At 44.6% G+C, this 21738-nt stretch carries 17 protein-coding genes, 2 tRNA genes and 2 pseudogenes; 15 read left to right on the forward strand and 6 right to left on the reverse strand.

The genetic code is table 11. The features are described from left to right. Positions 1-76 precede the first annotated feature (76 nt). Complete coding sequence (locus FERRO_RS03920; protein WP_056929541.1) at positions 77-769, forward strand: glutathione binding-like protein; 693 nt, start codon at positions 77-79, stop codon at positions 767-769. Here the strand turns inward: FERRO_RS03920 and FERRO_RS03925 are convergent. Together FERRO_RS03925 and FERRO_RS03930 are read right to left on the reverse strand one after the other, a co-directional pair. Further along, complete coding sequence (locus FERRO_RS03925) at positions 762-1901, reverse strand: GNAT family N-acetyltransferase (protein WP_056929542.1); 1140 nt, start codon at positions 1899-1901, stop codon at positions 762-764. The genes FERRO_RS03920 and FERRO_RS03925 overlap by 8 nt on opposite strands. Beyond that, entirely contained in the window at positions 1888-2964 is a 1077-nt protein-coding gene (locus FERRO_RS03930) for a helix-turn-helix transcriptional regulator (RefSeq protein ID WP_056929543.1), read from the reverse strand. The genes FERRO_RS03925 and FERRO_RS03930 overlap by 14 nt, the downstream gene beginning before the upstream one ends. 155 nt (positions 2965-3119) lie before the next feature. On the opposite strand from FERRO_RS03930, the gene FERRO_RS03935 reads away from it, so the two are divergent. The 6 genes from FERRO_RS03935 to oxlT all read left to right on the forward strand — a co-directional run bounded on the left by FERRO_RS03935 (position 3120) and on the right by oxlT (position 10643). Continuing rightward, positions 3120-3623, forward strand: coding sequence for an NAD(P)H-dependent oxidoreductase subunit E (locus FERRO_RS03935; RefSeq protein ID WP_056929544.1), 504 nt, complete (start codon positions 3120-3122; stop codon positions 3621-3623). Then, a complete protein-coding gene (locus tag FERRO_RS03940; RefSeq protein WP_056929545.1) occupies positions 3620-5179 on the forward strand; it encodes a formate dehydrogenase beta subunit in 1560 nt (519 codons plus the stop codon). The genes FERRO_RS03935 and FERRO_RS03940 overlap by 4 nt, the downstream gene beginning before the upstream one ends. Before the next feature lie 12 nt (positions 5180-5191). Further along, positions 5192-8062 carry a formate dehydrogenase subunit alpha gene (gene fdhF, locus FERRO_RS03945; RefSeq protein WP_056929546.1) on the forward strand — a complete coding sequence of 957 codons (2871 nt, stop codon included), beginning with the start codon at positions 5192-5194 and terminating at the stop codon, positions 8060-8062. Further along, positions 8062-8907 (forward strand): formate dehydrogenase accessory sulfurtransferase FdhD, encoded by an 846-nt coding sequence (gene fdhD, locus FERRO_RS03950; RefSeq protein ID WP_056929547.1) that lies wholly within the window; start codon positions 8062-8064, stop codon positions 8905-8907. Before fdhF ends, fdhD begins: the two co-directional genes overlap by 1 nt. Next, the gene (locus FERRO_RS03955) at positions 8904-9143 is read left to right on the forward strand and encodes a formate dehydrogenase subunit delta (RefSeq protein ID WP_204374733.1); all 240 of its coding nucleotides are present in this window, start codon (positions 8904-8906) and stop codon (positions 9141-9143) included. Before fdhD ends, FERRO_RS03955 begins: the two co-directional genes overlap by 4 nt. 213 nt (positions 9144-9356) lie before the next feature. Beyond that, complete coding sequence (gene oxlT, locus FERRO_RS03960) at positions 9357-10643, forward strand: oxalate/formate MFS antiporter (RefSeq protein WP_152975692.1); 1287 nt, start codon at positions 9357-9359, stop codon at positions 10641-10643. A 362-nt stretch (positions 10644-11005) separates the two neighbouring features. Here the strand turns inward: oxlT and FERRO_RS10630 are convergent. Next, positions 11006-11122: pseudogene (locus tag FERRO_RS10630) on the reverse strand (hypothetical protein); the annotation flags it as partial. A 199-nt stretch (positions 11123-11321) separates the two neighbouring features. Here FERRO_RS10630 and FERRO_RS03970 point away from each other — a divergent pair. Then, positions 11322-12254 carry a methionyl-tRNA formyltransferase gene (locus FERRO_RS03970; protein ID WP_056929549.1) on the forward strand — a complete coding sequence of 311 codons (933 nt, stop codon included), beginning with the start codon at positions 11322-11324 and terminating at the stop codon, positions 12252-12254. A gap of 116 nt (positions 12255-12370) precedes the next feature. Continuing rightward, entirely contained in the window at positions 12371-14137 is a 1767-nt protein-coding gene (gene oxc / locus FERRO_RS03975; protein ID WP_082601168.1) for an oxalyl-CoA decarboxylase, read from the forward strand. A 5-nt stretch (positions 14138-14142) separates the two neighbouring features. On the opposite strand, the gene FERRO_RS03980 is transcribed toward oxc, so the two are convergent. Continuing rightward, positions 14143-14772: a Crp/Fnr family transcriptional regulator gene (locus FERRO_RS03980; RefSeq protein WP_204374734.1), complete on the reverse strand. Its 630-nt coding sequence runs from the start codon at positions 14770-14772 to the stop codon at positions 14143-14145. 127 nt (positions 14773-14899) lie between these two features. Beyond that, a pseudogene (locus FERRO_RS10635) lies at positions 14900-15121 on the reverse strand (IS6 family transposase); the annotation flags it as partial. Between the two features lie 559 nt (positions 15122-15680). Here FERRO_RS10635 and FERRO_RS03985 point away from each other — a divergent pair. From FERRO_RS03985 to FERRO_RS04010, 6 genes are all read left to right on the forward strand, one after another. After that, a tRNA-Arg gene (locus FERRO_RS03985) sits at positions 15681-15757 on the forward strand. 189 nt (positions 15758-15946) lie between these two features. Next, entirely contained in the window at positions 15947-16450 is a 504-nt protein-coding gene (locus FERRO_RS03990; protein ID WP_056929550.1) for a MarR family winged helix-turn-helix transcriptional regulator, read from the forward strand. 12 nt (positions 16451-16462) lie between these two features. Further along, the gene (locus FERRO_RS03995; RefSeq protein ID WP_056929551.1) at positions 16463-17872 is read left to right on the forward strand and encodes an efflux transporter outer membrane subunit; all 1410 of its coding nucleotides are present in this window, start codon (positions 16463-16465) and stop codon (positions 17870-17872) included. Continuing rightward, positions 17869-19938 (forward strand): FUSC family protein, encoded by a 2070-nt coding sequence (locus tag FERRO_RS04000; protein ID WP_056929552.1) that lies wholly within the window; start codon positions 17869-17871, stop codon positions 19936-19938. Before FERRO_RS03995 ends, FERRO_RS04000 begins: the two co-directional genes overlap by 4 nt. Then, positions 19935-20135: a DUF1656 domain-containing protein gene (locus tag FERRO_RS04005; RefSeq protein ID WP_056929553.1), complete on the forward strand. Its 201-nt coding sequence runs from the start codon at positions 19935-19937 to the stop codon at positions 20133-20135. The genes FERRO_RS04000 and FERRO_RS04005 overlap by 4 nt, the downstream gene beginning before the upstream one ends. 6 nt (positions 20136-20141) lie before the next feature. Beyond that, positions 20142-21014 (forward strand): efflux RND transporter periplasmic adaptor subunit, encoded by an 873-nt coding sequence (locus FERRO_RS04010; protein ID WP_056929554.1) that lies wholly within the window; start codon positions 20142-20144, stop codon positions 21012-21014. Between the two features lie 631 nt (positions 21015-21645). Here the strand turns inward: FERRO_RS04010 and FERRO_RS04015 are convergent. Beyond that, positions 21646-21738 (reverse strand) — tRNA-Ser (locus FERRO_RS04015).

Here is a 21738-nt window from a genome sequence, read left to right on the forward strand (position 1 = left end):
AAGAGGATTTTCATGGACAAGGTCTGTTAATATAATAAAAACTTAAACTTTATGATAAAAACATATTGAGGAATGAATGACTTACGATCTGTATTATTGGACCACACCGAATGGCCACAAGGTCACCATGTTTCTAGAAGAAACAGGTTTAAACTACCAATTGGTTCCCGTTAACATCAGTATTGGAGATCAATTTAAGGCTGATTTTTTAAAAATTGCACCCAATAATCGTATTCCGGCTTTGGTGGATCATGCCCCTCAAGGCGGAGGAGAGCCGATTTCAATTTTTGAGTCCGGTGCTATTTTATGGTATCTGGGTGAAAAAACAGGTTACTTTTTAAGTAAAGATATTCGTCAGCGCACGGAAACCTTACAGTGGTTGTTCTGGCAAATGGGCGGCTTGGGTCCTATGGCGGGACAAAACCATCATTTTGTTCAATACGCCCCAGAAAGGATTCCCTATGCTATGACGCGCTATATCAATGAAACCAACCGCCTCTATGGGGTCCTTAACAAACGACTTGCTGATCGCCAATTTGTGGCGGGTAACGATTATACGATTGCTGATATGGCTATTTACCCTTGGATTGTGCCCCATGAGCGACAACAGCAAAACTTAGCCGATTTTCCTCATTTACAGCGTTGGTTTAAGGAGATTGCTGCGCGTCCTGCCACTGTCAACGCTTATGCAAGAGCCAAAGACATTAACAGCGCTCCAACGGTTACGGAAGAGTCCAAAAAGATACTCTTTGGACAACGGGCTAATTAGTAGGTGAGGTTTTTTTAAAGGGGGCATGCTCATTGAGTTCTGAATGGTAATGCTCAATGTGTTTGCCCTCTCTAATCAGAAAATCTTCCACGGCCTGTTGAAATCGTTGATCGCGTAAATGGTGCAGGGACTGGGTTCGCACAGGAGATAAGCCCCGAGCTAGTTTGTGCTCTCCTTGAGCGCCGCCTTCAAAAACTCCTATAGCATGATGAATGCAAAACTCAATACTTTGATAATAACACGTTTCAAAATGTAGTCCTGGCACATACTTGATGGCTCCCCAGTAACGCCCAAAGGCTCGTTCCTGGTTAAAGAGATTCAGGGCGCAGGCAATCATCTGTCCCGCTTCATAGGCCACAATTAAACAGCACTCTGGCAAGCCGCTTTGATGGTAGTGAGTAAAAAAATCATGGTTTAAATAAGGCGTTGAGCTATGCGCTTGATAGGTGTGTCGATAGCATTGGGCAAAGAACCGCCAATGTTCTTCAGTAATCTCTCGACCTGTTAACCAATTAAAGGTAATACCCTGTGCCTGAACTTTTTTCCTTTCTTGTTTGATTTTCTTACGTTTGTCATGACTCATGGTGGCTAGAAAGTCATCAAAGTTTTGGTACTGCTGATTATGCCAATGAAACTGTACGCCCTCTCTGGTTAAAAAACCTTTATGCAAGAGAAGATCGCAATCCTCCTCGCGGGGGAACAGGCAGTGGATTGAAGAGAGATTTGAATCCGACTCCAGGGCCAGTAAGCGATCTACCAGTTGTTGGCGAATAGTGTTTTCTCGTCCTAAAATTCGGGGTCCTGTTACAGGAGTGAAAGGAATGGCCATCAGTAGCTTGGGGTAGTAGGGTTGGCCGATTTGTTCATAAGCTTCCGCCCAAGCCCAGTCAAACACATACTCTCCATAGGAATGACTTTTTAGATAGCAGGGAATAGCACCAACACAACGCTGGTCAGCCCAAGCGCTCAGGTAGAGCATAGCCCAACCTGTTTTGGGACTCACGCTGCCACTGTCATGCATGGCTTTTAGAAAGTCATAGTTAAGTGTGGGGTGATCCTCACAGAGTATTTGCCAGTCCTCCCGCTTAATGCTATTTAAGGACTGGGTGATATCGTATTTAATGATTGTCATGGCCGAAGGTGTCTTTTGTTTGTGTGATTCGCCCGGTGTATTGGGCGCTATAGCCGGTTAACTGGCCCATGGCTTGCAAAAAGTCAGCATCGTACAAAGTTGATAGGATAGGAGTGAAGCGGCTATCATTTAACAAGGATTCGTTACAAACATAAAAATAACGCTCTGCATATAAGGGAATAAAATCTAGACCAAACAGCTTGGCGGCAGTTTCAACACCAAGGCCCACGTCGGCTTTACCGCTAGCAATGTAGGCTCCCACTGCAGCATGGGTGTACTCTATATTGCCATATCCTTGGATGGAATTAACGGCCAGTTGATGTTTATCCAATAGCATGTCCAAGATGAGTCGTGTGCCCGAACTGGGTTGTCGATTAACGAATAACACGTCAGGTCTAGACAAATCCTCAATGTGGCGAATGGATTTAGGATTGTTTTTGGCTACGATCAGTCCTTGATTACGCCTTGCGAGTTCTATATAGCGAATGTCTTCTGGTAATGGGACGTTGATGAGGTCTAAGTAAGGTTGTTCAAGTTCACCTAAGGGGACGTGAAAGCCGGCAATATCACAAATTTGTCGGTTAAAGGCATCAAGGGACTCTCGGCTTCCTCGGTAGTTAAAGTCTAATTCAATACCCCGTTGATTTAAATAGTCATTTAGTAGAGCTACGGCAAAGCCATGGCTGGCAAAAAGACGTAGCACTCGTCTAGAGCGTCTCGTTAAAGCTTCAATATCCTCGCTGATCTCAGAACTAATGCTCTCTAACAATGGCCCTAAACGGGCTTCAGTGAGTTTGTCCGCCCAAACCAGTTTTTTCCCTAGCTCAGTGAGCCTTGAACCGCGACCAGGGACGCTCTCTAAAATAGGACCGCCAAAGAGTTCTTGCGCTTGCTCAAGCAAATTCCAGGCGTGTCGGTAGGAGAGCCCCACGGATTGACTGGCCTCTTTCATGTTATTTAAGGTTTCAATAGCTCGTAAAAGCTTTAAAGTACGGGATAAGGGAAAATGATCAATGCCATTATTAGAGGATAAATGGAACTCAGGAAGGATATTGATCCTCAAAGTGTGTAACTCCTTATAAAACAATCGTTTTAAAATTGAAATAAGTTGCAATTATAGCTAGGATAAGTTTTTCTTTAATTGCAATTGACTTCTAGATTTATTAGGAATAACCTAGAAAACATTACGTTATTGTTGTATTTGGTGTCAAGATATATTTGCAATTATATGCAACAACTTATCATTTATTGTGGGGGGAATCCTTGGATACCGTCGAATTTCAATATGAATCAGTAATACGCCAAGCGGCGGAGCACTACCATGATGTGCCAGGGGCGCTTTTACCTATTTTGCATCATATCCAAGACAGTCTTGGTTTTATTCCAAGTCAAACTGCCACAGAGTTGTCTCCCCTACTCAATTTATCGCGAGCCGAGATTCACGGGGTGATCACTTATTATCACCATTTTAAAAAGACCCCACCAGCTAAGCATACTCTAGCGATATGTCAGGCAGAGGCTTGTCAAGCTCGGGGGTGTCGCACACTTACCAAAGAAATGACAGACCTGTTGGCTGATGACCATGATTGGCATGTGGAACATGCTTTTTGTTTAGGGCTTTGTGCTACAGGGCCTGCTGTGGAGATTGATGGTCAATTAAAAGTTCATGCTACCACTGAGAAACTAGAAAAGTGGATCAAGCAAGCCAAGGAGAGCCTATGAAACATACTGTTTACGTACCCTGTGATTCGGCGGCCTTAGCAGCTGGCGCTGACGAGGTAGCAAAAGAGATCGCTCGTTTAGCGGAGGACTCTGGTGTGGATCTCGATATAAAACGCAATGGCTCGCGCGGAATGTTTTGGCTAGAGCCCTTAGTGGAAGTGGTTGTGGAAGGGGTAAGACATGCTTACGGCCCCATTAGCGTAGAAGATGTTGCTGATTTGTTTTCAACAAACTTCCTTCACGCTGGAGAGCATCCTTTGTATCAAGGGGTCACTGAGGATATTGATTATTTAAAGAACCAAGAAAGACTCACTTTCGCTCGTATTGGGGTGACCGAGCCTTTGTCACTTGAGGATTATGAGACACATCAAGGATGGTTAGGGCTTAAGAAGGCCATAACACTCAAGCCCTCTGACATTGTGCAAGAAGTATTAGACTCGGGATTGCGTGGTCGCGGTGGTGCTGGGTTTCCTGCTGGCATTAAATGGCGTACAGTGATGCAAGCTCAAGCAGAGCAGAAATATATAGTGATCAACGCTGACGAAGGAGACTCTGGCACTTTTGCAGACCGTATGGTCATGGAAGATGACCCTTACATGCTCATTGAAGGCATGATCATCGCTGGAATTGCGGTGGGGGCAACCAAGGGTTATGTTTATATTCGCTCAGAGTATCCCCATGCAGTGGCTACTATGAATGAGGCGGTAGAACGCGCCTTGGCTGCTAATTATCTTGGTTCAAATATTCTTGGCTCTTCTTTTACTTTTGACATAGAGATTCGTAAGGCGGCCGGTTCATATGTGTGCGGTGAAGAGACGGCGCTGTTAGAGAGTTTAGAAGGAAAGCGTGGTATTGTTCGCGCCAAACCTCCTTTGCCAGCCCTTGAGGGATTGTTCGGCCGTCCTACTATTATTAATAACGTGTTAACCATGGCTGCTGTTCCCTATGTACTAGCCCAGGGAGCTAAAGCTTATGCGGATTTTGGTATGGGGCGTTCAAGAGGAACGCTCCCTTTTCAATTGGCGGGTAACATTGCTCGTGGTGGACTTGTTGAAAAAGCCTTTGGTGTGACGGCTCGAGAATTAATTGATGTGTATGGCGGCGGCACTTACTCAAAACGCCCTATCAAAGCCGTTCAAATAGGTGGGCCATTAGGGGCTTATATTCCTGCTGATAAGCTGGATATTCCCATGGACTATGAGGCCTTGGCTCAAAAAGGGGCAGTCTTAGGTCATGGCGGAGTAGTGGTCTTTGATGATACTGTGGATATGGCTGAACAAGCAAAATATGCCATGGAGTTCTGTGCGTTGGAATCCTGTGGTAAATGTACTCCTTGCCGCATTGGCTCAACCCGTGGTGCGGAAGTCATTGCTAAGATTCAAGCCCACCCAGAACAGGCTGAGACGCAAACTATATTATTAAGAGATTTGTGTGACACCATGCTCAATGGTTCATTGTGTGCCATGGGTGGCATGACTCCTTTCCCAGTTTTGTCAGCTCTGGATAATTTTCCAGAGGATTTTAATGTAGCAAAAACCGAACAGCATGCAGCTTAAGTTGGAGGCGAAATGGATACAGTATCAGTACATGACATAGATTTTGGTACCCCAGAAGTTAACTCTCAAGAACAAGTGACTCTGACCATTGATGGTTTTCCCATTACAGTGGCGAAGGGCACTTCAATTATGCGTGCGGCGATGGAGCTTGGCACGCAAATTCCTAAACTCTGTGCCACAGATAGTTTGGAGCCCTTCGGTTCCTGTCGTTTGTGCCTCGTTGAAGTTGAAGGAAGACGTGGCTTTCCAGCTTCTTGTACTACCCCCGCTGAAAGTGGCATGGTGGTTCGTACACAATCCCCCAAATTAGGTCAGTTACGGCGCGGGGTGATGGAGCTTTATATCTCCGATCATCCCCTTGATTGCTTGACCTGTGCCAGTAACGGTGATTGTGAATTACAGGATATGTCAGGGGCAGTGGGCCTACGTGAAGTGCGCTATGGCTATGAGGGAAAAAATCATATTCATTCGGATAAAGATATCTCTAACCCTTATTTTCAATATGATCCATCAAAATGTATTGTATGTAATCGTTGCGTGCGGGCCTGCGAAGAAACTCAAGGGACCTTTGCTTTAACTATTTCTGGGAGAGGGTTTGAGTCACGCGTCTCACCAGGTGAAAGTCAAGCTTTTATGGATTCCGAGTGTGTTTCTTGCGGTGCTTGTGTGGATGCCTGTCCAACCGCCACCTTGGTTGAAAAAACAATCCTTGCCCAAGGACAGCCAGAGCATAGTGTCATTACAACCTGCGCATACTGTGGGGTAGGTTGTGGTTTTAAAGCGGACATGAAAGGCTCTGAAGTGGTTCGTATGACTCCCTGGAAAGACGGTAAAGCTAACGAAGGTCATGCTTGCATTAAAGGGCGCTTTGCTTGGGGTTATGCCACTCATAAAGACCGTATGTTGCAACCCATGGTTCGTGAACACATCACTGACCCATGGAAAGAAGTAAGTTTTGATGAAGCCATTCAATTCGCTGCTAAAAAATTGCGTGGCATTCAAGAGAAATACGGTGTTGATTCCATTGGAGGTATCACCTCATCACGGTGTACCAACGAAGAAACTTACCTAGTGCAAAAATTGGTTAGAGCGGTATTTCACAACAACAACGTGGATACCTGCGCTAGAGTTTGTCATTCCCCCACAGGTTTTGGTTTAGGACAAACCTATGGAACTTCTGCTGGGACACAAACTTTTAAATCCATCGAGTATTCTGATGTAGTTTTAGTCATGGGTGCCAACCCAACCGATGCTCATCCGGTATTTGGTTCACGTATGAAAAAACGTTTACGCGAAGGGGCAAAGTTAATTGTTATTGACCCTCGAGCCATTGAGCTCGTGAGTACCACCCATATTAAAGCCGATTATCACTTACAGTTAAGACCCGGTACCAATGTGGCTATTGTTTCAGCTCTAGCTCACGTGATTATCACGGAAGGTCTGGTTAAAGAAGATTTTGTCGGCGAACGTTGTGATATGGAGTCTTTCAATCTTTGGCGTAATTGGGTTGCTAAGGAAGAAAACAGTCCTGAAGCTTTGGAAATTACCACCGGAGTTCCTGCAGGTTTAGTACGTCAAGCCGCAAGATTATATGCCACGGGTGGTAACGCTGCTATCTATTATGGCTTGGGTGTTACCGAGCATGCTCAGGGCTCTACGGCCGTTATCGGTATTGCAAATCTTGCCATGGTCACGGGTAATATCGGTCGTGAAGGGGTGGGGGTTAATCCTTTACGCGGTCAAAATAACGTACAGGGATCCTGTGATATGGGTTCATTCCCCCATGAGTTCCCAGGCTATCGTCATGTGTCTGACAACACAACCCGTGGACTGTTTGAACAAGATTGGGGAGTCTCCTTAAGAGGAGATCCTGGTTTACGAATTCCCAATATGTTTGACGCGGCTCTCGAGGGATCATTCAAGGGCTTGTATTGCCAAGGTGAGGACATTGTTCAGTCAGACCCTGATACACAACACGTCACAGCTGCCCTTGGAGCCATGGATTGTGTGATCGTTCAGGATATCTTCTTGAATGAGACGGCAAAATATGCCCATGTTTTCCTACCTGGCTCAAGCTTTTTAGAAAAAGATGGTACTTTTACCAATGCAGAGCGTCGTATTTCACGGGTTAGAAAGGTGATGGAACCCAAGGCAGGTCTTGCTGACTGGCAAGTCACGGTGGCTCTTGCTAAAGCCTTAGGTTACGAAATGAACTATCATCATCCAAGTGAAATTATGGCTGAGATTGCACGCTTAACACCCACCTTCTCAGGCGTTAACTACGCAAAGTTGGATCGTTTGGGTAGCGTACAGTGGCCCTGCAATGATGATCATCCTGAGGGGACTCCCTTAATGCATGTGGATCATTTTGTCCGCGGTAAAGGTCGTTTCATCATTACTCAGTATGTGCCAACGGAAGAACGCGTTACTAAACGATTCCCTTTGATTTTGACCACGGGACGTATTTTGTCTCAATACAACGTGGGGGCGCAAACCAGACGTACAGAAAATGTTCATTTCCATGATGAAGACCGTTTAGAGATTCATCCCGATGATGCTAAAGAGCGAGGAATCGTCTCTGGTGACTGGGTGGGTATTGCTTCACGCTCAGGTGAGACAGTGTTACGGGCCCTCGTTTCTGAAAGAATGCAGCCTGGTGTCATTTACACCACGTTCCACTTTCCAGAGTCAGGAGCCAACGTCATTACCACTGACAACTCTGATTGGGCCACAAACTGTCCTGAATATAAGGTCACTGCAGTTCAGGTAATGAAAGTGAAACAGCCCTCTGAGTGGCAAAAACAATACAAAGAGTTTAATGACAACCAATTGCGTTTATTGCGTGAGCGTAAACAAGCTGACAGCTTAGTGGGTGCTAAATAATGGATAGTTTATCCCCCCTTCTTGAACAAACTCACACCACTGAGTCCGTGGCAGTGATCCGTTTGCGCGGGCAGCAGGTTGAAAAAACTGAGGATATTGTCGCTGAAGAAACGCCCATTGGTATTGAATACAATGGCGTTCCCTTTGTGGTGATGTTAGCGTCGCCGCAGGATTTGGAAGACTTTGCTATTGGTTTTTCCTTAACAGAGGGTATCGTTAAAAGCGTTGATCAGATTAAATCAGTGGCCATTGAGGAATTGGAGGCTGGAATTCGCGTGGCTGTGAATATTGATGAAAAGCGCTTTGCTATTTTGGATAGCCGTCGTCAAAACTTGGCTGGTAGGACTGGGTGTGGGTTGTGTGGTACCGAGCGTATTGCCCAGGTATTTAAACCCATGTCAGAAGTTAATACTACTTTTACTCTGGCCCATGATCATTTGCAAAGAGCGTTAGAGGAAATGAGGCACTTTCAACCTCTGCAGCAAATAACTGGAGCTACCCACGCAGCGTTCTGGGTCAATGCCAGAGGGCAAATCATGTTGGCACGTGAGGATGTGGGTCGCCATAACGCACTGGATAAACTCTTTGGCGCCATGGCTCAACAAGCCTATGATTTTGAACATGGTGCAGTATTGGTTACGAGCCGAGCAAGTTATGAGATGGTTCAAAAAAGTATTCAAATGGGAGTTGGCATTTTAGTAGCGGTTTCAGGCCCAACTGCCCTAGCGATTAGAATGGCTGATGAATACCAGTTAACTTTAGTGGGTTTTAGTCGTAGTCATTCACAGGTTATTTATACACACCCACAGCGTATCACAGAGGAACAAGGAGTAAAGTTATCATGATGAACCCGCACCATTTAATTAAAATGGCTAATGCCATTGGCGACTTTTTCTCTTCCATGCCAGACCGGGAACAAGCTGCCCGCGATGCGGCAAGTCACATTAAGCGTTTTTGGGAAAAACGTATGCAACAATCCTTTTTTGATTACATCAAAGAGCATGGTGATGAGGAGTTAAAACCTATTATGAAGCATGCTCTTACCTTCATGAATGAAGAGTTGGGCGCCTATCACGGTTAGTTTCACAAGGCCGGGGATCCCTTCTCCCTCTTTTGTCCTCGGCCTTTTCTCTTCCATCACTCGTTAATTTATCCCCTTAATTTTCTTGACTACTGTTAATTTATATCAAGGACTTATTTTTTTGAGTAAGTCATGCTATGTTGATAAAGCATCTTTAACGCACTGATCTATAAACCTCATAATAAGAAAAAATTTGCGAGAAGGAAATGGGTGATGATGGATCGTTTCTTGGCAACAAGTAGCCCACACCAACCTGCGTTGCATAATCGCTGGATGCAATTGTTGTTTGGCGTCATTTGCATGGCAATGATCGCTAATCTCCAGTATGGTTGGACCCTTTTTGTTAACCCCATTGACAATAAATACCATTGGGGTAAGGCTGCTATTCAAGTATCTTTTACGATTTTTGTACTGGTTGAAACCTGGCTTGTTCCTGTTGAGGGATGGCTTGTGGATCGTTTTGGGCCTCGACCGGTGATTGCTGCAGGAGGAGTATTAGCGGCTATAGGTTGGGTGATGAACGCCCATGGTAATTCACTGACAGCTTTTTATGTGGCGGCTGTGGTTTCTGGTATCGGTGCAGGATGCGTCTATGGCACTGCCGTGGGTAATGCTTTGAAATGGTTTCCTGATAAGAGAGGCCTCGCTGCTGGCTTGACGGCGGCAGGCTTTGGCGCGGGAGCGGCAATCACGGTTATTCCCATTGCTAATATGATTCAACGTTCAGGCTATGAACATACCTTTCAGTTTTTTGGTATTGCCCAAGGCGTAGTGATTTTTGTATTGGCTTTATTACTTGTTCGCCCCCGGCCACCACAGGGCACAGTGGCTTCTCGGAGAGTGGCTTCGGTGAAGCAAGACTTTACTACTTCAGAGATGATTAAAACCCCTGTTTTCTGGGTGATCTATGCTTTGTTTGTTGCCGTTGCGGCAGGGGGGTTGATGGCCACTGCACAAATGAAACCTATTGCCGCAGATTATGGTATCGCTAAGCTACCCATTTCTACGCTCTTTGGTGGCACCTTACCCTTATTAACGGTGGTCTTATCCTTGGATAGTTTGTGTAATGGATTTACGCGACCTATTACGGGCTTTATTTCTGATTTCATCGGTCGAGAAAATACCATGTTCGTGGTCTTTGTGGGGGAGGGCCTCGCTTTGTTAGGACTCCTGAACTTTGGCCATGAACCTGTGATGTTTATGATATTTGCGCCAATGGTATTTTTATTCTGGGGCGAGATTTTCTCCATCTTTCCAGCAACCTGCGCTGATACTTTCGGCATACAAAACGCGGCGGGGAATGCTGGCGCACTCTATACAGCTAAAGGTACCGCCGCACTGATTGTCCCCATTGCCTCCCTTCTCTCCCAAGGCGGCAATTGGAATCGGGTTTTTCTGGTCTCAGCCATCATAGCCATAGGCGCAGGATTTGCCGCTAAATTTATTCTAGCGCCTATGCGAAGCCACTTTATTGATCAAACAAATCAACACCAAGACTAGTGGGTTTGAGGGTATTGTCAAAGTTAACTGATTTTGGACAAAATAGACTTCTTACGGATCTCCTCAGGCTGCTTCCAGTGCATAAACATCACGCCAATCTGCAAAACGCCACTCCCATCGCCTCCCTGTAATGCACTGTTTTAGCCGATGCAGGCTAGAGTGAAAAGGATTGCTCATGACAGGAAATGTGGGCAGAATGCGCTGTGCCTCAGCAGGGGACTTGAAACGACGACTTCGACATTTACCTTCTCGTGTTGGCTGATGAGAATTTGCAACCCAGTTGGAGGTGCACTTATTCCGAATACGCGCAACACTTGGCAGCACTTCCACATTGGTTACTGTATAGCCCACCAGTTTATCGGTTACGATGCATCGGGGGGTACTTTCTTCTTCCCCGCAAGCTGTTTTCGGAAAAACGTGAGAGCGACTGCCTTGTTTCGCCATGTCTGCACCACAAGGTCGATGACTTCTCCCTCTTGGTCAACGGCTCGTCAGAGGTATTGCAGTTGATCACCAATACGAAGAGAGACTTCATCTTTGATCTTATCTCGGTACTGAGCACTCATTGATTTCTATTGATTATTTTTTGTGTAATTGATTTGTGTCAATGACCCTGGAGCCTCTTCAATTTACTCTCATTTTATTATCCTTACATATCAGTCAATGACAGGAGGCGTGATGAGAGTCGTCATCATAGGGCAACAAGACTTTGGCAAGGGTGTTCTCGACGCTTTTTTAGGACGTGGTGATGAGGTGTTAGGGGTATTTTGCGCGCCAGAGAAGGAAGGAACAAAGGCCGATTCCCTCCGTCTTGCTGCACAGAATAATAGTATTCCTGTATATCAGTTTGCTTCACTCAAAAGTGAAGAAGCTACCATGACTATGCGTCGTTTATACCCTGACCTAGGTATCATGGCCTATGTTGTGCAATTCGCTCCTCCTGATTTTGTGTCAATTCCTCAGTACGGTACCATTCAATATCATCCCTCCTTATTACCTAAGCATCGTGGACCGAGCTCCATTAATTGGGCAATTATTAATGGGGATAAGGAAACGGGTTTCACTATTTTTAGACCTACCGACGGCTTAGATGAGGGGCCGATTATTCTTCAACAACATGTGGCTATCGGTGATCATGATACGGTGGGCAGTCTTTATTTTAATGCCCTATTCCCACTTGGAGTGGCTGCCATGGTGGAGGCCGCTGATCTGATCTTTGAGGGGAGGCATAAAGAAGTTATACAAGATGAGGGTGAAGCAAGTTATGAGGGCTGGTGTCGAACTATGGAGGCCAGGATTAATTGGTATAGTCATGTGGATTACTTATACAACTTAATTCGCGGCTGCAATCCTGCCCCGGGTGCCTGGACGCTCTTGGGAGATAAAAAAATTCAGTTGTTTGATGTTAAAAAACAGGTTTTTAGAACCTTTGGTGCTGTGCATGGCCGAATCGGTGAGATAACAGAGGTCGGCCCTGTGAGTTTTAAAATTACAGCACAGGGAGGATACATTGAAGTGTTTAAACTCAAGCATGAGGAGGGTAAAAAAATAACGGCTAATGAATTCATCAAGACTTATGCCATTCAAGAGGGTATGGTCATGAATTCTTGATGAGAGTCAATGGCTATTATCAATAGGGTGAAAAATTGACTTTGGTCAATGAGGTTAAATGAAAAATACCGAATACTTAAAAAACTAATCACATATTTTTTTAAAATGCGTCGGTGATGAAAATGATTCCTGAGGCGGTAGTAACTAATATTAAAGGGCAAGTGAGCGCTGACAATGATGAACTCATTGATGGTTTTCATTTGGTGATTCAAGCGCTTCAATTAAACGATATTCATACCATTTACGGCGTCCCAGGTATCCCCATTACTGATCTAGCGCGTCAAGCTCAAGCTCAAGGAATACGGGTCATCTCTTTTCGTCACGAACAACATGCTGGTAATGCCGCTGCCATTGCTGGATTTTTAAATGCTAAGCCTGGTGTATGTTTAACGGTATCTGCCCCGGGCTTTTTGAATGGCTTAACCGCTTTAGCCAATGCCACCACTAACTGTTTCCCAATGATTTTAATTTCTGGCTCCTCCGAGAGAGAGGTGGTGGATCTCGCCCAAGGAGATTATGAGGAAATGGATCAGCTCGCCATAGCTAAACCCTTGTGTAAAAGCGCCTTTCGTATTTTACATATCGAAGATGTCGGTGTGGGAATTGCGCGTGCCCTTCGAGCTGCCCTGTCGGGCCGCCCAGGAGGAGTTTATTTAGATTTACCCGGTAAGCTCCTTATCCAAACTATGGATAAGGAAGCGGCACGAAAATCACTCATTAAAGTGGTGGATCCAGCGCCCAAGCAAATACCAGATCACACAGCTCTTGCGCGAGCTATACATTTATTACAATCCGCACAAAGACCTTTAATTGTATTAGGTAAAGGGGCTGCGTACGCGAGGTGTGATGAGGAGATTAAACGGTTGATTGAAACCACGGGGATTCCTTATTTACCGATGTCTATGGCTAAGGGAATACTGCCTGATGATCATCCACAGTCAGCACAAGCTGCTCGTTCTTATGTGTTGCCTGAAGCTGATGTGGTGTTATTAATTGGTGCTAGACTGAATTGGTTACTCTCCCATGGCAAAGGCAAAACCTGGGGAGGGAGTTCGCTCAAGGAGTGGGGCGGGCAACGCTTTATTCAAATTGATATTGCCGCCACTGAAATGGATAGTAATGTGGCGATTGAAGCCCCTTTGGTGGGCGATATCGAATCCTGTGTCAAGGGATTATTGGCTCATATTGATACCAATTGGCCGACGCCTCCCACAGCATGGCTTAATGCGGTACAAGAGAAGAAAAATAAAAATATACAAAAAATGGCTGATACCTTAGCTAATAATCCAACGCCAATGACTTTTCATAGTGCATTGAGAGTGGTACGCGATATTGTTAAAGAGAATCCCCAGATAATCCTTGTTAATGAGGGAGCCAATGCCTTAGATTTTACTCGCTCCATTGTGAATATGTACCAGCCAAGAAAACGCTTAGATGTGGGGACTTGGGGTGTCATGGGTATTGGTATGGGTTTTTCTGTGGCCGCTGCCATTGAGACGGGGGAGCAGGTGATAGCGATAGAAGGAGATAGCGCCTTTGGATTTAGTGGGATGGAGGTGGAAACCATTTGTCGTTATCAATTGCCAATATGCGTGATTGTGTTAAATAATAATGGGGTATATCGCGGCACCGATGTGAATGCGGGTGGTGGCAGTGATGTGGCTCCTACGGTATTTGTCAAAGACGCTCGTTATGAGAAACTGATGGAGGCCTTTGGTGGAGTAGGCGCTTATGTTAAAACCCCAGAAGAGCTGATGCAAGCTATTCAACGTGCCGTGACAAGCAAAGCTCCCACGCTTATCAACGCCATTATTGATGAAGCCGCAGGCACAGAAAGCGGTCGTATTGCAAACCTGAATCCTACCGCTAATTTAAAAACATAGACAGTTCATTCTTGGTGTAGCAAACGACTTAGCGTTTCCGGTGAAATATTGAGATGAAGGGCTAAATCCTTTTTAGGGATTAACGTAGCGAGTTCAGGATGTTTTCTTTGAAAACGTTTCATTCTGCCTGTGGCATCCAACAAATGTAGCGTAATAGTATGCGCCATAATCTCACTCATCAGGCGCATGACTTCATACTCAAAATCGTGTTTAAGCTGTGGGTGGCGACTCATCAACTCTGCCCATTGGGGCATTGGGCACTTGGCAACACGCACTTTAGTGACGGCTCGGATGCTGTAGGGGGCAGGGGTTTCTAGGCGCCAAGCGGCATAACTTGTTTCAATGTCTTTAGCGCCAGCAAAACGCAAGATCATTTCTTTTCCTTCAGGATTTGCTACTACTCGTTTAAGGAGTCCCTCAAGAACAAAGTACTGTTCCATTTCAACAGAGCCTTGTGCTAATAAGAGGTCCTCTTTTTTAACTTCAGCGATGACCAACAACGATTCTAGTTCACCTAGCTCTTCATCGTTCAAACAATCTAAAACAGTATTTTGGCGCAATGCATTGCTTAACATCAGACGCAAAGGATGTTGAATAAGAGGAATGTCTGTAATCGGAGTTGTGCTCTGAACCATAGGCCCTTAAAAATGAATGTCAGTGATAAATCATAGAATGAATAAGCTTATACTAACATAGCCATTGGTGTTGACGGTATTGTCAAGTTAACTGATCTTGGACGAAATAGACTCCTCATCGGTCACCTCAGGCTGCTTCCAGTGCACAAATATCACGCCAATCTGCAAAACGCCGCCCCATCACCTCACGGTAATGCACTGTTTTCAGTAGATGCCGGCCAGGGCGAAAATGATTGTTAATGACAGAAAACGTGGAAAGAAACCACTGTGCCTCACCAGGGGACTTAAAACGACGTCTCCGTCGCTCCCGTTCTCGTGTTGGCTGATGAGAATTCTCAGCCCGCTGGTTATTGGCGTTATTTGACCCAGTGCCGGAAAAATCTTGGATTGCGGCTTATGTGGGTTCCCAGTTCTATTGCGCCGATAGCGTCTAAAATAGAAGGATTTCGGACAGGGCGAGCAGGTATTGTCATGTTAACCAGAATCTGATGCAAAGGTTGTCACGATTACAGACTGCTGCTCCCACCGTCATCGCTTTCCCCTTGACTCATCGGCTAATGCGTCTTGCTGTATTTCCGGTTTTACCTCCGCTACCGTGATGTTGAGAAGAGGATGTCTGAGTGAGGCGTGGTGGTCAACGATGAAATCCTTCGTAGCTGGTGATACCTGGCATCTGGATGAGGTCTATTTGGACTTCATTAATAAATCCAGCATCTGGACTTGTATCACTTCTGGTTGACTCATGGATTTATCTAACTTCAAAATAATAGCTACTGTTTTTAACAGCGTGAGTTTACCGACCAGGGGACATGTCTATTTGGGAGAAGCTGGATATGACCATGTTGTGATAACAGCTTTGGAGAGGAATATATACGATTTTTTTTGGCTGTGATAGAATATTATTCTTTGCGCCCGTAGCTCAGTTGGATAGAGTACTTGGCTACGAACCAAGGGGTCGTGGGTTCGAATCCTGCCGGGCGCGCCATATTTGGAAGTAAAACTAACGGGTGAAATCAACATGATTTCATCCGTTTTTTTTAGCCAGTTCTTTTTGTTACCTCTCTACTTGAGTCCACACACGGAAAACTTCGCTAAAGAAGATATATCATTATTGACAGTTAAACAGTAAGGTAGCATAATATTAGCTAGCTAACAATTAATCTAGACTTCAATTATGCTACTGTTAAAAGAGTTACCTACCAGTGAAAGTTTAAAAAAATTTACTGCGCGCTATCCTGATATTAATATTACAGCTATCGTGGATTTTCTTGTGCTACTCAGAGCCGGCTCAGATATTTCACAAGCGCTGGATAAACTCTTAGCAAAATATGGGTTATTGCAGGGCAGATGGTGGATTTTAATTCTTCTTCTAAGACAACCTAATTTATGCTCCTCTCCCACTGATCTTGCAGAAAAAGCGGGAGTGACCAAAGCCAGCATGACAGGTTTTATTGATAGCCTACAGCGAGAGGGTTTTGTGACACGGGTAGAGGATCCTGAGGATCGACGAAAATATGTCATACAACTCACCACCCTGGGGTTACAAAAGTTAGACTCAACGGTACCTGATTACAACAAGAAAGTGCATGCACTCATGTCAACACTTACCCTAGAGGAGCGCCAAGATATGCTACAGACCTTAAAAAAACTGGTTAACCATCTTGCGTTACTTGGTTAATTTTTGTGAGCCATGCTAAGACTATCCCCATTACTCTTTAGTCTCACCCTATTACTCTTAACAGGGTGCGCGACCTATCAGCCGGTAACTCCCTCCTCAACAATCCTTCAGGTTGAGCAATTAACTCTTGGCAAGACACTCCAGCATCATGCGCAAATCGCTCCTCCTGAACAAACGTGGTGGACTCTATATCAAGACGAACAGCTTAATCAATTATTAAAGGAGGCGGGCCAAGGTAGCCAAATAGTTAACAGTATTCATCACAGAATTGAGCTTGCTAGAGAAGTCACGAACCTGTATCAAAGCCAACGACTTCCAAATCTTAGCGTAGATGCCAGTGCTGACCGAGAGCGATTCACGGCGTTACAATTTATTCCTCCACCTTGGGCGGGAAGCACTTATTGGAACAATAGTATATTTACAACGTTTTCCTATAATTTAGACTTATGGAAAAAACGTAAAAATCAGTGGTTAGCTTCAGTGGACGAGGCCAAGGCAGTAGCTCTTGACGGACAGGAGATGGTGATAGAGCTTCATAGCGCTATTATTAAACTCTATCTTGAGTTAACGGCCACCTATCAGTTAAAAGATTTGTCTGAGGAAGAACTTAAAGACACACAAGAACAAATTGCGATAGAAACCCAACGACAGCAAGTGGGGATGGGATCCACGGCAAAAGTTAACGACAATGAAGCCTCATTACCAATTATCAACAACACCATTTCCGCCCTTAATTTGCGTATTCAATTACTCAAAACAACCCTTGCAGCACTGATTGGACAGGGGCCCGGAGCTTTGGACTCACTCAAACGACCCACATTGACATTGCATACTAATCTTGAACTTCCTTCGTCGTTACCCCTGCACCTCATTGCCAACAGACCAGATGTAAGCGCCGCACTCTCTCGTCTTCATGAAATGCAAAAAAAAATACAAGTGGCTCAAGCCGCTTTTTATCCTGATGTGAATTTGTCTGCTTTTATTGGCTTTGAAGCCATTGGTTTTAGTCAATTATTAAGCCGCCAAGGTGCCATGGCGGGGGTAGGACCAGCCCTTTCTCTACCCCTATTTGATGGGGGACTTCGTCAAGGTCAATTGAATTTAGCTACCACTGAATTTGATTTAGCGGTGGATCAATATAATCAAAGAGTGCTAGATGCCTTAAAGGAAATCTCGAATAGTTTAGCTCAACTCAACAGTATGAACTTACAACAACAAGAACTAAAGAAAGCATTATACAAAAGACAACAATCACTTCTTTTTGCCAAAGAATCCTATCAAGCAGGATTAACCAGTTACCAATCCGTCTTAAGTAATAACCAGAACTACCTCACAGTAGCTAAGCGTATGGTGGAAATTGATCAAGCACGTTTAACCGCTTATGCGGAACTCATGAGAGCGTTGGGCGGAGGAAGTCAATGACTGTCATCACAACAAGAGAATGGATACCTGATGAAATAAGACATTGGATTAAACAAGAATCTTTTACCCTCATTCATATCAGCAAAGTTGTCCTAGCTGCCATCTTGGCTCTTTTAGGTTCTTTTGCTATGGACTTAGAGCAGCCAAGAACAGCTTTGATTACCGTAGCTATCGTAATGCAAACCCACTCTGGTATGGTGTTAAGTAAAAGTTATTATCGCCTCATTGGCAGTGTGGCGGGGATTACTGCGTCAATCATATTGGTGGGGCTATTTGCCCAAGAACCGGTTCTATTTTTTATTAGCATGGCCTTGTGGATCGGTATTTGTACGGCAGGCTCTATTATTCTGCGCGATCATCAATCCTATGCTTTTGTGCTAGCAGGTTATACCTTATGCGTAGTGGGTTTACCTGCTACGGTGAACCCTGATCTTAGTTTCAATCTTGCTATGAACCGTATCTCTGAAATCACAGTGGGTCTTTTATGTGCCACGATTGTGAGTGATCTTCTTCTCCCCCGTAGAATGGGTGATGTGATTGTGATGGCTATTCAAAAGCGTTTTATTGACTTTACCATTCTACTCAGTCACCAAATAGGTTCCAAAAAAAATACAGCATCATTAGTGGAATTAATGAATGATATTTTTAGACTGGAATCCTATCAAGCTTCCTCGGCCTTAGAGAGTGATGCCTCTCGAACTCTACGACTTAAACTAACTCAACTGAATAGAGAGTTTATGTCCCTTGCCACCACGCATCACACCTTCACACAACTTATTCATCGTTTACTTCAATTAGGAGTGCATCCGGTTGCTCTTGCTCTAGAAAAAGTCTATACACAGATAGGTACAGCCATGAGAGTGAATGGCAAAGAAGTTCATAATGAAAGGGAAGCTGCTCAAGTACTTCAGTCATTAGAATCATTAAAAGAACAGTTTAATTTTATTTCAGTGCCAGAGAGCCTTCGTGAGTCGTCGGACAAGGAAGAGTTTCAAACGGGAGTGGCACTACTTCAGAGATTTATCTCAGAACTATGTGTGCATGTGAAAACTTACAGTACCTTAAGTGCCAATAGTCATGACATGGATTCCTCTTCTATAGACATCCACTTTGAACCTATGGCAGCAGCCTTGGGTGGATTACGTGGCGCCCTGGTGTTGTTGATCATGGCTCTAATTTGGATCCAGATTGCTTGGCCATCTGGTATTGAGGCGATTACTATGGCTGTGGTCGCCACCACCTTATTTGCCACCAGTCCAACTCCCACCAAAACAGTTGCCCAGTTTCTCATGGGTGGTTTCATGGGTGCTTTACTGGGATATTGGGTTAATTGTAGTTTACTTGTTGAAGCACAGGATGTTGTTACCTTGATTCTGGCTATTCTTCCAGGAATTATGATCGCCAGCTTTTTTACCGCAAAACCTGACACCTCTGTATTAGGAGGTGGCATATTTATTGTCTACTTAAGTCACTTGGGGTTTGGTAAAACATACCAAGATAATCAGCTTAGCTTCATGAATGATGTGTTGGCAGACTTTATAGGTTTATTGTGCTCCTCTGTCATGTATCAATTAATGGATTTACAAAGTAATAGCTGGTTGCAGAAAAAAACAATTCAATCGCTTCGACAATTAGTGGTGAATTGTTCTGTCCGAGGAGAGGCGTTGCGTCGAGAGAAGTTTGAAAGGGCCTCACGAGAACTTCTATACCGCTCTGGAGGTGCCCATAAAATGGTGACCACACCCGAGCAGACACTGCTGGGGTGGTTTTATATCTGTATTGAAGCTGGTCATTTAATGATCAATCTTCAACACACAGCGATGACTCTCACCGATGAAAGGATAAAAAAATACTTTGATCATGTGATCCAGTCAGTGGCAAATTTATTTAATACTCTCAGTGTTGATGATTTCACAAAAAGCATACAGTGTATCGATAATACGCTAAGGTATCTTGATCAAAATAGGGTATCGGCTAATTTGCCGGTCTTAACAGATTTGCGCTTACTCAAGCACGCCTTGGTAGACCATCAATCATGGTTAACCCAATCAAGAGATGCCCTATGATGAAATTAGAGATAGTGTTCATGGGCGCCGAACTTCCTACTCTGGTATTGATTTTCGTGATCACTGGAATAATCATGCTTTATCTTGATAAGCAGTTTGTTCGCACCCGCCTCTATCAAATGATTTGGCATCCTGCCTTATTTAGGACAGCATTGTTTGCTGTTATCTTTTCTCTTTTAGCCTTATTGATTTACTAATTAACTATGAAACTATCCTTTCAATCCTATAAAAAAATTCTCCCCACTCTAGTGGTGGTTCTGGTAGCAGCTTTTTTTCTGCGCACATTGTGGTTTCATTATATGCAAGCACCTTGGACCCGGGATGGCCGCATTCGTGTAGATATTATTAATATTGCTCCGGATGTCAATGGCCTTGTTACCGCCGTTTATGTTAAAGATAACCAACACGTTCAGCGCGGCGATATTCTTTTTGATATAGACCTTGAGCGTTATCGCAATGCTGTGCTGGAGGCTAAAGCGAATGTTGCTGAAAAAAAAGCAGACCTGCGTTTACGACAAGCTCAAGCAAAGCGTCGTCAATTAGTGGATGAAAAAGTGATATCTCTTGAGGATAAAGATAATGCTCAATTGGCAGTGGAGGGCGCTGAGGCTCGTTATGAGTTAGCCTTATCAGAACTCAGCCAAGCTAATCTGAATCTTGAGCGCACTCATGTGCGCTCTCCGGTGGATGGCTGGGTCACCAATCTATTACTGCGGCCTGGGGACTTCGTTCACACAGGTAATGCCACACTGGCACTGATTGATGAGCATTCTTTTTGGGTTTACGGTTACTTTGAGGAAAACAAAGTTCATGGTATCGCCCTGGGAGATAGGGCAGTAATTAATCTCTTGGGAACCGATGTGACGATGAGAGGGCATGTGGAAAGCATTGCTCACGGCATTGATGATCGCGATAACCCTATTGGCTCAAGATTATTAGCCAACGTAAATCCCAGTTTTAATTGGGTAAGACTCGCCCAACGTGTCCCCGTGCGTATCAAAATAGATAGCATACCCAATAACGTCAATATCGTAGCAGGAATGACCTGTACCGTGACATTGACCCCGCAGCATTGATCGACACAATGGGAAACTCTTTGCCGCCAACTCTGCCCCACCCAGATATTTAATCCGCTTAATCGTTTCAATTATAGATTCGCGGGTGAGTTTTTTCTTACGCGCAATAGAATCCGTGTTCATGGCTTCACTCAGACAGATGATTCAGTCGCCTGTTCATCAGCTGCCGCGCGATCATTGAAGCGCTGTATCGTTAATGCCCCATGGTATTTAATCAAGGCAGTGACTTTGCTAAGTCCAGAATACATTTATCAATAATCAACAGTAATTCTCTGGCATGTGGTGAAACAGGTGGTCATAGAGTTGTTGTTGAAACTCCCCAGTTACTCGTTCTATTTGAATAAAGTCCAGTAAAAGTGACTGTTCACGGGACTCGATTTTATTTAGAGAGCCATTACTCGGAGTTGGCGGTTTTCCAAATTCAATGGTATTACCGAAGGATTACATAAAAAAAGAAAAGAATTGCTGGATGGGTTGTTAGCTTCAGGAATTGTCACAATCACCGACTCGGAGTCTTGCTCTATGTGGTTGGAATGGAGTAATTAATGGTGTTGGATAAATACTCATTTCCCGATGGGGGTGCGGAGCCTGATGAGATTTAACTTATTGATTTATATAGCTTATTAACCAGTGGCGGAGAGAGAGGGATTCGAACCCTCGATGCAGTTTTTGACCGCATGCTCCCTTAGCAGGGGAGTGCCTTCGACCACTCGGCCATCTCTCC

Origin of the sequence: Ferrovum sp. JA12 (assembly GCF_001431705.1) — a bacterium.
Taxonomy (GTDB): domain Bacteria; phylum Pseudomonadota; class Gammaproteobacteria; order Burkholderiales; family Ferrovaceae; genus PN-J185.